Source organism: Pseudomonas orientalis, from assembly GCF_022807995.1.
Classification (GTDB): domain Bacteria; phylum Pseudomonadota; class Gammaproteobacteria; order Pseudomonadales; family Pseudomonadaceae; genus Aquipseudomonas; species Aquipseudomonas orientalis_B.
Map to the genome: position 1 here is coordinate 1,339,040 of NZ_CP094351.1, position 14,657 is coordinate 1,353,696.

Annotated in this window: 16 protein-coding genes; 7 read left to right on the top strand and 9 right to left on the bottom strand. The window is 59.8% G+C overall.

The features are described 5' to 3' along the window. The first annotated feature begins 186 nt into the window (after positions 1-186). Positions 187-837, top strand: coding sequence for a response regulator transcription factor ErdR (gene erdR / locus MRY17_RS05805; protein ID WP_181284108.1), 651 nt, complete (start codon positions 187-189; stop codon positions 835-837). 75 nt (positions 838-912) lie between these two features. Further along, positions 913-1,275 (top strand): diacylglycerol kinase, encoded by a 363-nt coding sequence (locus tag MRY17_RS05810; protein ID WP_017137081.1) that lies wholly within the window; start codon positions 913-915, stop codon positions 1,273-1,275. A 3-nt stretch (positions 1,276-1,278) separates the two neighbouring features. Here MRY17_RS05810 and MRY17_RS05815 read toward each other — a convergent pair whose 3' ends face one another. Then, positions 1,279-2,205, bottom strand: coding sequence for a LysR family transcriptional regulator (locus tag MRY17_RS05815; RefSeq protein WP_181284107.1), 927 nt, complete (start codon positions 2,203-2,205; stop codon positions 1,279-1,281). Between the two features lie 124 nt (positions 2,206-2,329). On the opposite strand from MRY17_RS05815, the gene fpr reads away from it, so the two are divergent. Next, positions 2,330-3,109 carry a ferredoxin-NADP reductase gene (gene fpr / locus MRY17_RS05820; RefSeq protein WP_003172178.1) on the top strand — a complete coding sequence of 260 codons (780 nt, stop codon included), beginning with the start codon at positions 2,330-2,332 and terminating at the stop codon, positions 3,107-3,109. Positions 3,110-3,226: 117 nt separating this feature from the next. On the opposite strand, the gene tsaA is transcribed toward fpr, so the two are convergent. The 7 genes from tsaA to MRY17_RS05855 form a co-directional block, all read right to left on the bottom strand. Then, positions 3,227-3,922, bottom strand: coding sequence for a tRNA (N6-threonylcarbamoyladenosine(37)-N6)-methyltransferase TrmO (gene tsaA, locus MRY17_RS05825; protein ID WP_243353430.1), 696 nt, complete (start codon positions 3,920-3,922; stop codon positions 3,227-3,229). Positions 3,923-3,925: 3 nt separating this feature from the next. Next, the gene (locus MRY17_RS05830; protein WP_005785469.1) at positions 3,926-4,387 is read right to left on the bottom strand and encodes a DUF1456 family protein; all 462 of its coding nucleotides are present in this window, start codon (positions 4,385-4,387) and stop codon (positions 3,926-3,928) included. Positions 4,388-4,456: 69 nt separating this feature from the next. Then, positions 4,457-5,167: an rRNA pseudouridine synthase gene (locus MRY17_RS05835; RefSeq protein ID WP_124426126.1), complete on the bottom strand. Its 711-nt coding sequence runs from the start codon at positions 5,165-5,167 to the stop codon at positions 4,457-4,459. A 67-nt stretch (positions 5,168-5,234) separates the two neighbouring features. Then, positions 5,235-5,702, bottom strand: coding sequence for a GNAT family N-acetyltransferase (locus MRY17_RS05840; protein WP_181284105.1), 468 nt, complete (start codon positions 5,700-5,702; stop codon positions 5,235-5,237). Between the two features lie 100 nt (positions 5,703-5,802). After that, on the bottom strand, positions 5,803-7,143 hold the full coding sequence (gene rimO / locus MRY17_RS05845; protein ID WP_431768375.1) for a 30S ribosomal protein S12 methylthiotransferase RimO: 1,341 nt from the start codon (positions 7,141-7,143) through the stop codon (positions 5,803-5,805). 167 nt (positions 7,144-7,310) lie between these two features. Further along, entirely contained in the window at positions 7,311-7,625 is a 315-nt protein-coding gene (locus tag MRY17_RS05850) for a type II toxin-antitoxin system YafQ family toxin (RefSeq protein WP_124357295.1), read from the bottom strand. Then, positions 7,591-7,881, bottom strand: a complete 291-nt coding sequence (locus tag MRY17_RS05855; RefSeq protein WP_057723256.1) for a type II toxin-antitoxin system RelB/DinJ family antitoxin — start codon at positions 7,879-7,881, stop codon at positions 7,591-7,593. Before MRY17_RS05855 ends, MRY17_RS05850 begins: the two co-directional genes overlap by 35 nt. 366 nt (positions 7,882-8,247) lie before the next feature. On the opposite strand from MRY17_RS05855, the gene MRY17_RS05860 reads away from it, so the two are divergent. The 3 genes from MRY17_RS05860 (at position 8,248) to MRY17_RS05870 (ending at position 11,904) form a co-directional block, all read left to right on the top strand. Then, positions 8,248-10,149 (top strand): potassium transporter Kup, encoded by a 1,902-nt coding sequence (locus MRY17_RS05860; RefSeq protein ID WP_181284104.1) that lies wholly within the window; start codon positions 8,248-8,250, stop codon positions 10,147-10,149. Positions 10,150-10,315: 166 nt separating this feature from the next. After that, entirely contained in the window at positions 10,316-11,422 is a 1,107-nt protein-coding gene (locus tag MRY17_RS05865) for an NADH:flavin oxidoreductase/NADH oxidase (RefSeq protein WP_181284103.1), read from the top strand. A gap of 296 nt (positions 11,423-11,718) precedes the next feature. Continuing rightward, positions 11,719-11,904, top strand: coding sequence for a hypothetical protein (locus MRY17_RS05870; protein ID WP_057723253.1), 186 nt, complete (start codon positions 11,719-11,721; stop codon positions 11,902-11,904). A 56-nt stretch (positions 11,905-11,960) separates the two neighbouring features. On the opposite strand, the gene MRY17_RS05875 is transcribed toward MRY17_RS05870, so the two are convergent. After that, positions 11,961-13,586: a glucan biosynthesis protein D gene (locus MRY17_RS05875; protein WP_191951533.1), complete on the bottom strand. Its 1,626-nt coding sequence runs from the start codon at positions 13,584-13,586 to the stop codon at positions 11,961-11,963. A gap of 303 nt (positions 13,587-13,889) precedes the next feature. Here MRY17_RS05875 and MRY17_RS05880 point away from each other — a divergent pair, with 303 nt between their 5' ends. Next, on the top strand, positions 13,890-14,600 hold the full coding sequence (locus MRY17_RS05880; protein WP_191951532.1) for a tellurite resistance TerB family protein: 711 nt from the start codon (positions 13,890-13,892) through the stop codon (positions 14,598-14,600). Positions 14,601-14,657: the final 57 nt, after the last annotated feature.

Consider the following 14,657-nt stretch of genomic DNA (forward strand, 5'->3'; position numbering starts at 1 on the left):
TTGACCCCCCAGGCTGCGCTGGGCATGCTGGGCGCCGATTGGGGCGCTCCCTTGGTTTTTCGACGTTGTTTTGCGTGTTTTTGACGTTGAGCGTGCCCCGTGGCGCTGGCTGCCTGGCCGTTGCCGTGTGTACTGGCGAACCCTGAGCCCATCAGGGCTCCCGTAAAAAACAGGATCATTTAATCAATGGCCACATACGAAATCCTGATAGCCGATGACCACCCGCTGTTTCGCAGTGCGCTGCATCAGGCCGTGACCCTGGGCCTTGGCCCGGATGTGCGACTGGTCGAAGTCGCCAGCATTGCCGAGCTGGAAGCGCGCTTGACCGAAAAATCCGATTGGGACCTGGTGCTGCTCGACCTGAACATGCCCGGTGCCTATGGTTTTTCGGGGTTGGTGCTGCTGCGCGGGCAATACCCGCAGATCCCCGTGGTGATGGTCTCGGCTCAGGAAGAAGCCGACGTGGTGGTGCGTTCCAAGGAGTTCGGCGCCAGCGGCTTCATTCCCAAGTCCAGCACGATGGAAGACATCCAGAAGGCTGTGCGTACGGTATTGGACGGCGATGTGTCCTGGCCACCGCAAGCGTTCGAAGAAATCAACGTGTCCGATGAAGCCAAGGCGGCCCGTGATGGCCTGGCCAGCTTGACACCTCAGCAATTCCGGGTGTTGACCATGGTCTGCGAAGGCTTGTTGAACAAGCAGATTGCCTACGAGCTGAGCGTATCGGAAGCGACGATCAAGGCCCATGTCACAGCGATTTTCCGCAAGTTGGGGGTCCGTACGCGCACCCAGGCGGCGTTGCTCTTGCAACAACTTGAGTCAATTTCGCAGCATTAAGCTGTCACCGATTCACGCTTTTTTGACTTTGCGTGCTCTAGTTTCCCCACTTCTTTGGTTCAGTTGCCTACATCTATGTCGCCTTTCAAGGGTCAAACCGGTATCAAACGTATCTTCAACGCAGGGGGCTATTCCCTGGATGGTCTGCGCGCGGCTTTCACCGGCGAGGCGGCGTTCCGTCAGTTGGTGCTGCTGAACGTCATCCTGATTCCGTTGAGTTTTTTCCTGCATGTGAGCCGCGTAGAGCGCGCATTGCTGATCGCTGTGTGCCTGCTGGCGCTGATCGTCGAACTGCTCAACTCAGCGGTGGAGGCGGCCATTGACCGCATTTCCCTGGACCGCCACCCATTGTCGAAAAACGCCAAGGACATGGGCAGCGCCGCGCAATTCGTGGCCTTGACCATGATCACGCTGGTATGGGCGGTGATTCTGATCTAAGAATCAAGCGATGCTCGGCAGTACGATTTCGTCGCTGCGCTGAACCCCGGCGGTAAACGTGCGGCACAGCTCCAGAAACTCGCGCATCGCCGAGGTCTGGTACTTCTGCTTGTGCCAGATAAAGTAGAACTGCCGGGCCAGGTCCAGGTCCGGAGTCTCTACCGGCACCAGGCTGCCGCGACGGAACGCATCGCGCAGCGCCAGCCGCGAAATGCAACCAATGCCCAAACCCGACTCCACTGCCCGTTTGATCGCCTCGGTGTGTTCCAGCTCCAGGCGGATATTCAATGCGCTGCGATGATGGCGCATGGCCTGATCAAACGTCAGGCGCGTGCCCGAGCCTTGTTCGCGCAGGATCCACGCTTCATGGGTCAACTCATCCATGCTTGCCACGCCACGCTTGGCCAAGTGATGCTGGGGCGCGCAAAACACCACCAGCTCATCCTCCACCCAGGTTTGCACCTCGATGTCGGGGTGGCTGCAGTCACCTTCGATCAGACCCAGGTCAATTTCGTAATGCGCCACCTGATGCACGATATGCGCAGTGTTTTGCACATGCAGTTTTACCTGGCTCTCGGGGTGCTGCTGCATGAAGCTGCCGATCAGCAGGGTCGCCAGGTAATTGCCGATGGTCAGGGTGGCGCCTACCGCCAGTGAGCCGAAGCCGGACTTGCCGTTGAGCAGGTCCTCGATCTCCTTGGCCTGATCCAGCAGCGCCACCGCCTGGGGCAGCAGTTGATGACCGAGTGCGTTGAGGCTCAGGCGTTTGCCGGCGCGGTCGAATAATTGGCAGCTGGATTGACGCTCCAGCTCGGTAATCGACGTGCTGGCGGCGGATTGAGACAAAGCCAGCAGGCCGGCAGCGCGTGACACGCTTTCCTGCTGGGCGACGGCGACGAAGACTTGCAGTTGACGGAGAGTAAATCGCATATCGATATAACCGATAACCCTTATCTTAATAATCCAGTTAACAGATATTGTCGCCGCCATTAGAATGCTGTGCAATTGCGCACTTCACATTTGGCGCAGACCCATTTCCAGGAGTCCCCCGTACATGAGCAACATGAACCACGAGCGTGTCCTCAGTGTTCATCACTGGAACGACACTCTGTTCAGCTTCAAGTGCACCCGTGATCCGGGTCTGCGCTTCGAGAACGGTCAGTTCGTGATGATCGGCCTGCAACAGCCCAACGGCCGCCCGCTCATGCGCGCCTACTCCATTGCCAGCCCGAACTGGGAAGAGCACCTGGAGTTCTTCAGCATCAAGGTGCCGGATGGCCCGCTGACTTCCCAATTGCAGCACTTGAAGGAAGGCGACGAGATCATCATCAGCAAAAAACCGACAGGCACCCTGGTGCTTGACGATTTGAAGCCGGGCAAGCACCTGTATCTGCTCAGCACCGGTACTGGCCTCGCGCCATTCATGAGCGTGATCCAGGACCCGGAAACCTACGAGCGCTTCGAAAAAGTGATCCTGTGCCACGGCGTGCGTTACGTCAACGAAGTCGCCTACCGCGAGTTCATCACCGAGCACCTGCCGCAGAACGAATTTTTCGGCGAGGCGTTGCGTGAAAAGTTGATCTACTACCCGACCGTGACCCGCGAGCCGTTCGAAAACGAAGGCCGCCTGACCGACCTGATGCGCAGCGGCAAGCTGTTCAGCGACATCGGCCTGCCACCGATCAACCCCGAGGACGACCGCGCCATGCTGTGCGGCAGCCCGAGCATGTTGGATGAGACCAGTGAAGTGTTGAACAGCTTCGGCCTGAAAGTTTCGCCACGCATGCGTGAGCCGGGTGATTATCTGATCGAGCGTGCGTTCGTCGAAAAATAAACGCGATCAAAAAAATGTGGGAGGGGGCTTGCCCCCGATTGCGGTGGATCAGTCACAGATGAGTTGACTGACACACTGCTATCGGGGGCAAGCCCCCTCCCACATTTGGGTTCCGGTTTATCCAGCAGGCACCACTTCCAATACGCAAATCATCCCTGCCTCGGGATAGTGCCAACGCACATCCACATCCCAGAACCGCACACCGTACTCGCGCTCCGGCCCAGGCGTCTGGTAGGCCGGTCGCGGGTCCTGTGCCAGGCACTGATCAATCAGTTCCACCAAGGGTTCACCCAAGCGCTGGGCATGGCCCTGCGCCTGTTGCAGCGCGGTCTTGAGCCACTGGACGCCTATCAGGAGCGGCGCAGCGCTGGCGATGCTGTTGGTCGCCGTATCGACGATATCGGCATAGGGCACATACGGCTTGATATCCAGCACCGGCGTGCCGTCGAGCAAATCGATTCCGGAAATCCACAGCCGCCCCGGTTCCACCTTGTCCAGCTTCACCACCGACTGACCAATGCCGTTAGGGCGATGGGTGGCGCGGGTCGCAAACACGCCCATGGACGTATTGCCGCCCAGGCGTGGCGGGCGCACTTTCAGGCGTGGCTTGTCTTCCAGCGCCTGGTGAAACAAAAACAGCAACCATACGTGGCTGACCTGTTCCAGGCCCTGCACCGCCTCGCCGCCATCGAACGGCGCCACCAGCTCCAGCACGCCGCGGGCGGCCGGCGCCAGTTGCGGCTGGCGCGGGATGGCGAACTTCTCCTTGAAGCAGGAGCGTACGAAGCCGACGGGCGCGACCTGATAACTCATGGCTTACGCACGAACCCGCAGCGTCAGACCCTTGAGGAAGTTGCGCAGCAACTGGTCACCACAGGTGCGGTAGTTGGTGTGGCCGAACTTGCGAAACAGCGCGCTCAGCTCGGGCTTGGACACCGGAAACTCGGCGGCCTTGAGGATGGCGTGCATGTCGTCTTCCTTCAACTCGAAGGCTACACGCAATTTTTTCAGGATGATGTTGTTGGTCACCGGGGTTTCGATCGGCTGCGGCGGACGGCTTTCGTCCTTGCCGCGCTTGAAAATCACCAGGCCGTCGAGAAAGTGGGCCATGACCTCGTCCGGGCAGAATACAAAACCTTCTTCCTCATCTTTCTTGAGGTAGGTGAGCAGGTCTTCCTTGGTTACGTCCATGCCGCCGAGCTTGATGATCTCGACCATCTTGTTGTCGCTGATGTCGAGCATGTAGCGCACGCTGCGCAGTACGTCGTTGTGAATCATGGTGGGCAATCCTGGTTTTCAACGGGTAGACACCGCCCAGTCAGGCAGTGTCGGGAAAAGGGTAACGGCCTAAAACTTCTCTTTGCCGGACAGGTAACGCCATTGGCCCACCGGCACCTTGCCAATGGACACGCCACCAATGCGGATGCGGCGGATGGCGACGACTTTCAAGCCAACGGCTTCGCAGAACAGCGCGATCACCCCCGGCTGCGGGTTCTTCAACGCGAAACGCAGGCGGTTTTCGTTCTGCCAGCTGGCTTTTACCGCCGGCAGTTCCTTGCCTTTGTAGGTCAGGCCGTGGTTCAGGCGGTTGAGGCCGTGGGCCACCATATCGCCTTCGACTTCCACCACGTATTCCTGCTCGATCTTGGCGGCATCGGCGGTCAACTTGCGCAGGATTTTCCAGTCCTGAGTGAACACCAGCAGGCCGCTGGCCTTGGCTTGCAGGTCGGCGCTGGCAGTCAGACGCAGGAAGTGGCCTTTCAGCGGGCGCTTGCTGAAGCGGTGTTCTTCCGACAGGGTTTCGGCGCTGATCGACGCCATAGCCGTCTCGGCGTCCATCCCCGCCGGGGCGTGCAACAGAATGGTCACCGGCTCTGGCGCGGTGGCTTTGGCCTCTGGGTCCAGTTCGACTTTTTCGGTGGTGACCTTGTACTGTGGCTCGTCGATCACCTCACCGTCCACCGAGACCCAGCCGCCTTCGATAAACAGCTCAGCCTCCCGACGGGAGCAACCGACCAGTTCGATAAGGCGTTTGGAGAGGCGTATGGGGTCAGTCATGACAAGGGCCGTAACAAAAGGGGGCGGCTATTGTACCTGCCTGGCGCCGGTTAATCCCGGCCCCATTTCAGCCACTGCGTATTTGCTGCTGGCGCAATCGCATATGCAGCAACGGATAGGGCTTGCCCAGGCCATCGTGCTCCGTGCGTCCGATCACTTCGAAGCCCTGATGGCAATAGAAACCCAGCGCCTGCGGGTTCTGTTCGTTCACATCCAGCTCATCGGCGTTCATGTGTTCGATTGCATAGCGCAGCAATTGCCGGCCCAGGCCCTGGCCACGATGCAGCGGGTCGATAAACAGCATCTCCACCTTGCCCGCCGCTACGCCGGCAAACCCGGTAATGCGCTGGCTTGAATCCTTGGTACAGACGAGCATCACTGAATCCAGGTAGCGGGTCAGCACCAGGTTTTTCAGCAAGAGGATGTAGCTTTCCGGCAAAAATTCATGAGTGGCGCGCACCGAGGCCTCCCAGATCCTCGCCAGCTCGGGGTAATCGCTATTTTTGGGGGTATGGATAACCGAATGCTCACGCATGCCCGCTGTCTCTTGTCGAAATAGGTGTAGATGGACAAAACGATAGACCTAAAAAAGCCCCGCATCTTGTCCAGAAGCAGGGCTTTTTCAATTTTTACAATCAGTCGCGCTTTTCGGCCCACAAATCGTATTCGTCGGCGTCGGTCACGGTGCACCAGACCTTGTCGCCCGGCTTCAGGCCGCTGGCATCGTCGATAAACACGTTACCGTCGATCTCCGGCGCATCGAAGAAGCAGCGGCCGACCGCGCCTTGCTCGTCAACTTCGTCGATCAGCACTTCGATTTCCTTGCCGATGCGCAGTTGCAGGCGCGCCGAGCTGATCGCCTGTTGATGCGCCATGAAGCGCTCCCAGCGATCCTGCTTGACCTCGTCCGGGACCACGGCCAGGTCCAGCAGATTGGCCGGAGCGCCTTCGACCGGCGAGTACTGGAAGCAGCCGACGCGGTCCAGCTGGGCTTCGGTCAGCCAGTCCAGCAAGTACTGGAAGTCTTCTTCGGTCTCGCCGGGGAAACCGACGATAAAGGTGGAGCGGATGATCAGTTCCGGGCAGATTTCGCGCCAGTTCTTGATACGCGCCAGGGTCTTGTCTTCGAAGGCCGGGCGTTTCATGGCCTTGAGCACTTTGGGGCTGGCGTGCTGGAACGGGATGTCCAGGTACGGCAGGATCTTGCCGGCGGCCATCAATGGAATCAGCTCGTCCACGTGCGGGTACGGGTAAACGTAGTGCAGGCGCACCCACACGCCCAGGCTGCTGAGGGCTTCGCAGAGTTCGGTCATGCGGGTTTTCACCGGCACGCCATTCCAGAAACCGGTGCGGTATTTCACGTCGACGCCGTAGGCACTGGTGTCTTGGGAAATCACCAGCAGCTCTTTCACGCCGGATTTGACCAGGCGCTGGGCCTCGTCCAGCACATCGCCCACCGGGCGGCTGACCAGCTTGCCGCGCATCGACGGGATGATGCAGAAGCTGCAGCTGTGATTGCAGCCTTCGGAAATCTTCAGGTACGCGTAGTGACGCGGCGTCAGCTTGATGCCTTGCGGCGGCACCAGGTCGATCAGCGGGTTGTGGTCCTGGCGTGGTGGTACCACCTGGTGCACGGCGTTGACCACCTGCTCGTACTGCTGCGGGCCGGTCACGGCGAGTACGCTTGGGTGTACGTTGCGGATATTGCCTTCTTCCACGCCCATGCAGCCGGTCACGATGACCTTGCCGTTTTCCTTGATGGCTTCGCCGATCACTTCCAGGGACTCTGCCTTGGCCGAGTCGATGAAACCACAGGTGTTGACCACCACCACGTCCGCGTCCTGGTAAGTGGACACAACGTCATAACCTTCCATGCGCAGTTGCGTGAGAATGCGCTCGGAGTCGACCAGAGCCTTCGGGCAACCCAGGGAAACAAAGCCAACCTTGGGGTTGGCTTTTGCGATGGTGGTGGACATGTCTAACCTCGGTATCGAATGTCGCCGCCACCGTGAAGGGCGGGCAGCGGACGGGCGCTTGGTGCGCCTCTGATCAAAAAGTGCGCAATTCTAGCGGCGTGCAAGGCACTTGACCAGCTTTATGCGGGGAAATGCGACGAGCGCTGTGCTCTTCAATACCCCAATGCCTAAGCAAATAATTCAGCATGGCTCCCCAAGTCCACAAAGGTGATCAGGTCAGCCCGCGAGTGCTCGTAAATCAGCAGGAAATCACCACCAATATGGCATTCTCTAAATCCGTCCCAATTTCCGGTAAGCGCATGGTCTCGATACTCGGCGGGTAGTTGTTCGCCTAAAAAAAGCATCACCATTACTCCCCGTACTTCATTCATGTCTCGACGCCCGGCGCGTTTATAACGCTCCCAGGACTTTTTAAACTCAGGCGTCTGTGCGCATTGCTTGGGTATGTCAGCGCGTTTTTGCTTCTTCTCCTGCTTCGCCATCGGCGTCCCTTAGCATGTCATCGATCGAGTCGAACTGGCGACGGATAGCATGCGCTTGCTTCATGGCGCGAGCGGTTTTCTCCGAAGGGATGCGTACCTCGAAAGGCAGCCCTTGCGTCGTCACGACCTGACGGAGGAAAAGACGCATGGCGTCACTGAGGCTAAGCCCACAGGCATTGAGCACAGCAGTGGCACGCTCCTTCAAATCCTCGTCTATGCGACAACGCACATCAGTGGTTTTCAGTAATGCAGACATATCGTGACTCCCTATCAAAAATGTAGCTACGTTGTGGCTACGTCTTGAGTATGGATCAACCCGTCAAAACCGGGCAAACGCTTTTTGCTCCAAGCGTGACGCCCGGCAATCCATACGTCGGAATCACCGTGCCTGTAACACGCGAAAACGTAGCGTTGGTACCCAATGACGTCAATGCAGGCAAAAAGACGCCTGTTTTAATGCAGAGAAATGCGACCAGTGCTGCGCTATGCTTCGCGCCGTTGCGTGTAGGTAAAATCCTAAGGTCAACAAAACGTCTGTTACGAGAAGTAAAACAGCGCATGCTAGGGTCAGTTTGAGCACGTTGTTTATAAGAGACCTCAGGTCAAAGGGCAGGAGTGGTTGATGGGTCAGGCAAGTAGTCAGGCAGCGGGTGCCGAGCATTCCAACGCCAAGCCGATTGGCATGCTGGTGGCAGCGGTCGGGGTGGTTTACGGCGATATCGGGACCAGCCCGCTCTACACCCTTAAAGAGGTGTTCAACGGCGGTTACGGGGTACAGGTCAACCATGACGGGGTATTGGGGATCCTCGCGCTGATCTTCTGGTCGCTGATCTGGGTCGTGTCGATCAAATACATGCTGTTCGTGCTGCGCGCCGACAACCAGGGCGAAGGCGGCATCATGGCGCTGACTGCTCTGGCACGGCGGGCGGCGGGGGAGCGCAGGAAATTGCGCAGTTTCCTGGTGGTGTGCGGCTTGTGCGGCGCGGCGCTGTTCTACGGCGACAGCATGATCACGCCGGCGATTTCGGTGTTGTCGGCCGTGGAGGGCCTGGAGCTGGCGTTCGACGGCCTGGATAGATGGGTAGTGCCTATCGCACTGGTGGTGCTGGTGGCGCTGTTCCTGATCCAGAAACACGGCACCGACCGTATCGGCAAGCTGTTCGGGCCGGTGATGGTGACCTGGTTCCTGGTGCTGGGCGGCCTGGGCGTGTATGGCATCACCCTGCACCCTGAGGTGCTCAGCGCCATGAACCCGATGTGGGCCGTGCGCTTCTTCGAGGCTCACCCCGGCATCGGCGTGGCCATCCTCGGCGCGGTGGTGCTGGCGCTGACCGGCGCCGAAGCGTTGTATGCCGACATGGGCCACTTCGGCCGCAAACCCATCGCCCGTGCCTGGTTCATCCTGGTGTTGCCGGCGCTGGTGCTCAACTATTTCGGCCAGGGCGCCATGCTGTTGGGCGATCCGGAGGCGGCGCGCAACCCGTTCTACCTGCTGGCGCCGAGCTGGGCGCTGATTCCACTGGTGGTGCTGTCGACCCTGGCCACCGTGATTGCCTCCCAGGCGGTGATTTCCGGTGCGTTCTCCCTGACGCGCCAGGCCATCCAGCTGGGTTACATCCCGCGCATGCACATTCAACATACCTCCAGCGCCGAACAGGGGCAGATCTATATTGGCGCGGTGAACTGGTCGCTGATGGTGGGCGTGATCCTGCTGGTGCTGGGCTTCGAATCCTCCGGTGCGCTGGCGTCCGCCTACGGCGTGGCGGTGACCGGTACCATGCTGATGACCACGATCCTGGTGTCTGCGGTGATGCTGCTGCTGTGGAAATGGCCACCGATACTGGCCGTGCCGGTATTGCTCTGCTGCCTGCTGGTGGACGGTCTGTACTTTGCCGCCAACGTGCCGAAGATCATCCAGGGCGGCGCCTTCCCGGTATTGGCGGGAATCGTGCTGTTCGTGCTGATGACCACCTGGAAGCGCGGCAAGCAATTGCTCGTCGAGCGCCTCGACGAGGGCGGCTTGCCGCTGCCCATCTTCATCAGCAGTATCCGCGTGCAGCCGCCTCATCGCGTGCAGGGTACGGCGGTATTCCTCACGGCGCGGCCCGATGCCGTGCCCCACGCGCTGTTGCACAACCTGCTGCATAACCAGGTGCTGCACGAGCAGGTGGTGCTGCTGACTGTGGTCTACGAAGACATCCCGCGCGTGCCTGCGACACGGCGTTTCGAAGTGGATGCCTATGGCGAAGGGTTCTTCCGGGTGATCCTGCACTTCGGCTTCACCGATGAGCCGGACGTGCCCGAGGCGCTGAAACTGTGCCATCTGGATGCGCTGGATTTCAGCCCGATGCGCACCACTTACTTCCTCAGCCGTGAAACCGTGATCGCCTCGCGCATCAAAGGCATGGCGCGTTGGCGCGAAGCGTTGTTCGCGTTCATGTTGAAGAATGCCAACGGCAACCTGCGTTTCTTCAAACTCCCGGTCAACCGGGTGATCGAGCTGGGCACCCAGGTCGAAATGTAAGGCACTGTATGACGGGAGCCGGCAATCGGCTCCCGGTTTACGTCTGAACTCTTTACCTGTGAACTCTTTACCTCTGAACCCAGTGCAATCCGTCGTTGTCGACTAGGCTCTAAGCACCATGAAAGAGAGCCTTGGAGCTTGCCCACAGAACCCGAAGAGGTGCGCCATGAGTCAGCTGCTCGAACCCTATACCCTGCGTCAACTCACCCTGCTGAACCGCATCGCGGTATCACCGATGTGCCAGTACTCAAGCGATGATGGCCTGGCCAACGACTGGCACCTGGTGCATCTGGGCAGTCGCGCCGTCGGTGGCGCCGGGCTGATTTTTACCGAAGCCACCGCCGTGACCGCCGATGGCCGCATCACCGCCCAGGACCTGGGCTTGTGGAAAGACGAACAAATCGAACCGTTGCAACGCATCACGCGCTTCATTGCGGCGCAAGGCGCGGTGGCCGGTATTCAGTTGGCGCATGCCGGGCGCAAGGCCAGCACCTATCGGCCCTGGATCGGCAAGCATGGCAGCGTCAAGCCAGAAGAGGGAGGCTGGGTGCCCGTAGGCCCGTCGCCCATCGCATTCGACCCTCAGCACACGCAACCCAAACCCCTGGATGAAGCGCAGATCCGCCAAGTGATTGCGGATTTTGTCGCCGCCGCCAAGCGTGCCTTGACCGCCGGCTTTGAAGTGGTGGAGATCCACGCTGCCCACGGTTACCTGCTGCATCAGTTCCTGTCGCCCATCAGTAACCAGCGCCAGGACCAGTACGGCGGTTCTTTTGAAAACCGCATCCGCCTGGTCCTGGAAGTGACCCGCGCGGTGCGCGAAGTCTGGCCCGAGGATTTGCCGCTGTTTGTGCGTGTATCGGCGACCGACTGGGTAGAGGACGGCTGGAACCCCGATGAGACCGTGGAACTGGCGCGCCGCTTGAAAGACCTGGGCGTGGACTTGATCGACGTGTCTTCCGGTGGCACCGCCGCCAATGCCGAAATCCCCACCGGCCCCGGTTATCAGACGCGCTTTGCCGAGCGGGTGCGCAAAGAGTCGGGTATCCCCACCGGCACCGTCGGCATGATCACCGAGCCGGCCCAGGCCGAGCACATTCTGCGCACCTGTCAGGCCGACATCATCTTCCTCGCCCGCGAACTGTTGCGTGACCCGTACTGGCCACTGCATGCCGACGATGACCTGGGCGGGCGCAAGGCGATCTGGCCGGCGCAATATCAGCGGGCAACGCACCGCGACCAGCCGATTCATGAATCGGATCTCAGGGATTGATCCTTTAGCGCATGCCCACAGAACCCACCCTGACACGGTGGGTTTTTTTGCCCGTGGTTATGACGCAGGTTGATCGACGAAAGCGTAAGAATCGGTTGTAGGTATTTATTACCGAGGCAATTATTTAAGTGAATACTCTAAAAAAATCCCACACGTAACCAGATTGTTTCTACGCTAAAGGTAAGCCTGATTTTCGGCCCAGGAAGTCAGTCGGTTCGCCCATGAAGGCAAGATGCTTCACGGCACGCAATGAATGGGCGGCAGGAGTGTTGGATCGATATCAGGAGAAGCAGTCCATGGCCAAGTCGTATGGTGTAGCGGGTGTGGTGGCGTCTTTTCTGACCCGCAGGATGTTCTTGCGTGGCCACAGGTTGAGTTCGGATGAAGCCGAACTGCTGGCGCATTATCGCGCGCTGACCGAGAGCGACCAGGTTGCGATGCGGTATCTGATCGGGGCGATGAAAACCGTCTCGCGGTTCTGAAGGGCCGCTGAATAACAGCGTGGGAGCACGCGGCTCCCACACTGTCGGTCATGGTGTCAGGTGTACTTGCGTTTGCCCGGCTCGGGCGGGAAGTACTGATACAGCCAGGTTTCACTCAAGGTGCGGTCCTGGGTACGGATAAACAAGCGCAGCTCCACCGGCTCCACGCTGTCACTGGTGGGGTACCAGTCGAACAGGATGCGATAACCCTTGATGTTGTCGAGCACCAGCACGCTGAAGTCTTTCACCTCGCCGTGGGAACAGGTGACCACCGGCTCGATGCCCGTGCCGGCTGGCAAACGATCCAGCCCGCCGCCCTTGAAGTCCACCGCAAAGCGGCGTGCCCACACCTCGGGGTAATGCTCGCCAGGGGCCCAGCCTTCGGTAAATCCGCCCATGCCCGAACGGGTCGCGTCCACTTGGGCCAGCGGTGTGCTCACCGGCGGCAGGGCGCTCCAGTAGAGCTTGTAGCCGTAGTTGAGCGAATCACCGGCTGCTACTGGTTTTTTCGGGGTCCAGAAGGCCACGATGTTATCCAGGGTCTCGCCGGTGGTCGGGATTTCCAGCAGGTCGATCGAGCCTTCACCCCAGGCGGTGGTAGGTTCCACCCACAGGCTCGGACGCTTGCTGTACCAGTCCACCGTGTCCTGATAGCTGGCGAACTCGTGGTCTGTCTGCACCAGGCCGAAGCCTTTGGGGTTGGTGTCGGCAAAGGCGTTGAACTGCAGCTTGGCCGGGTTGTTCAGCGGACGGCAGATCCACTCGCCGTTGCCGCGCCACATGGCCAGGCGGTCCGAGTCGTGGATTTGCGGGTGGATGGTGTCGCACATCCGGCGTTCGTGGGTACCGCAACTGAACATGCTGGTCATGGCCGCAATGCCCAGCTGTTCGATGGCGGTGCGCGCGTTGATATGCGCATCGATCGCCATCACCACCTGGTTGGCCTGGCAGTCGATATCGAAACGATAGGCACCGGTCGCGCTGGGCGAATCGAGCAGGGCGTAGACCACGAAGCGGGTAGCGTTTTTGTCCGGGGTTTCGAACCAGAACTGGGTGAAATCGGGGAACTCCTCGCGTTTTTTTGCGTAGGTGTCAATCGCCAGGCCGCGCGCCGACAGGCCGTACTGCCCGGTGGCGTCCACGGCGCGGAAGTAACTGGCGCCGAGAAACGACAGCACGTCATGGCGGTCCAGCTCCGGCGCCTTGAACAGCTTGAAGCCGGAGAAGCCCAGATCGCCGGTCAACTGTTTAGTGTCGACCGTGGTTTTTTCATAGTTGAACAGCGAAGGGCGAAAATGCACTTCGCGGGCCTCGCGGGTCTTGGGGTCGACGCTGTGCATGCGCACCGGCGTCTTGAAGCCCATGCCGACGTGAAAAAACTGCACGTCCAGTTGCCCGTTCAGTTCCTTCCACAGCGAATGGTTGCCGTCGTAGCCAATGGCGTTGAAGTTCTGCGGGGTCATGGTTGCCAGCGTGGGCGGCAGCACTTGCCGGGTGTCTTTGTAGGCGGCGCCGGCGAGCTGTTTGGCCTGGGCCTTGAGCGTGTCGAAATCGAATGCCACGGCCTTGCCGTCGGCGGCACGGTTTCCGGCCCAGGCCTGCGCGGCCAGCAGGCCACTGGCCGACAACCCGGTGTAGGCCGCAATGGCCATGGACGCTTTGAGCAAATTCCTGCGGTGCATAGAGACAACCTGTCGTGAGCAAATCCCGCGCCGTTCCTGGCACGTAACGGATCAGAAATAACGGTTCGGACATGCCTTCGGCCAAACGCAACGGACATTAAACAGACGCCGGATAGCTTAAGCGGTTCGATGCTGAAGGAAAAATCATTGATGGCAGCGTGATGGCGTCGCTGTGCAACAAGACATTTCTGACAGCAGGGCAGGGCGTTACATCTGGAAGCACTCTAGATAGAGCCTTTTTGGCACTTAGTTTTACGCTGGGGGCCTATTGGTCCTACGAACCCAAGTGTCTGGAGGCTACGAATGAATACCCGTGGATTGCTCGATCAGTTGCTCAAGTCTGGCCAGGACATGTTGCAGAACAAGGCTGGCGGCCAACGTCAATCAAACGACAAAGGCGCCCTGGGTGGGCTGCTGGGCGGTGGCGGGCTCGGCAGTTTGCTCGGTGGCGCAGGCGGGGGCGCATTGGCGGCCGGCGCCATGGGCTTGCTGCTGGGCAATAAAAAAGCGCGCAAATTCGGCGGCAAGGCCCTGACCTACGGAGGCCTGGCCGCCTTGGGGGTCATCGCCTACAAAGCCTACGGCAACTGGCAGGCACAGCAGGCCGGCGCGCCCCAGGGCGAGCCGCAAACCATTGATCGCCTGCCGCCGGCCCAGGTCGAGCAACACAGTCAGGGCATTCTCAAGGCGCTGGTCGCTGCCGCCAAGGCCGACGGGCATGTGGATGAGCGTGAGCGCGCGTTGATCGAAGGCGAATTCACAAAACTCGACAATGACCGCGAACTGCAAACCTGGCTGCATGCCGAGCTGAACAAGCCACTCGACCCGGCTGACGTAGCCCGCGCCGCCAGTACCCCGGAAATGGCCGCCGAGATGTATATCGCCAGTGTGATGCTGGTGGACGAGGAAAACTTCATGGAGAAGGCCTACCTGGACGAACTGGCGCGCCAACTGAAGCTGGAGCCGGGCCTGAAGGCGGAGCTGGAGAAACAGGTGCGCCTTAACGTCGAATAGAATCGCATACCGATCCAAATGTGGGAGCGGGCCTGCTCCCACATTCAAGCCTGTCCC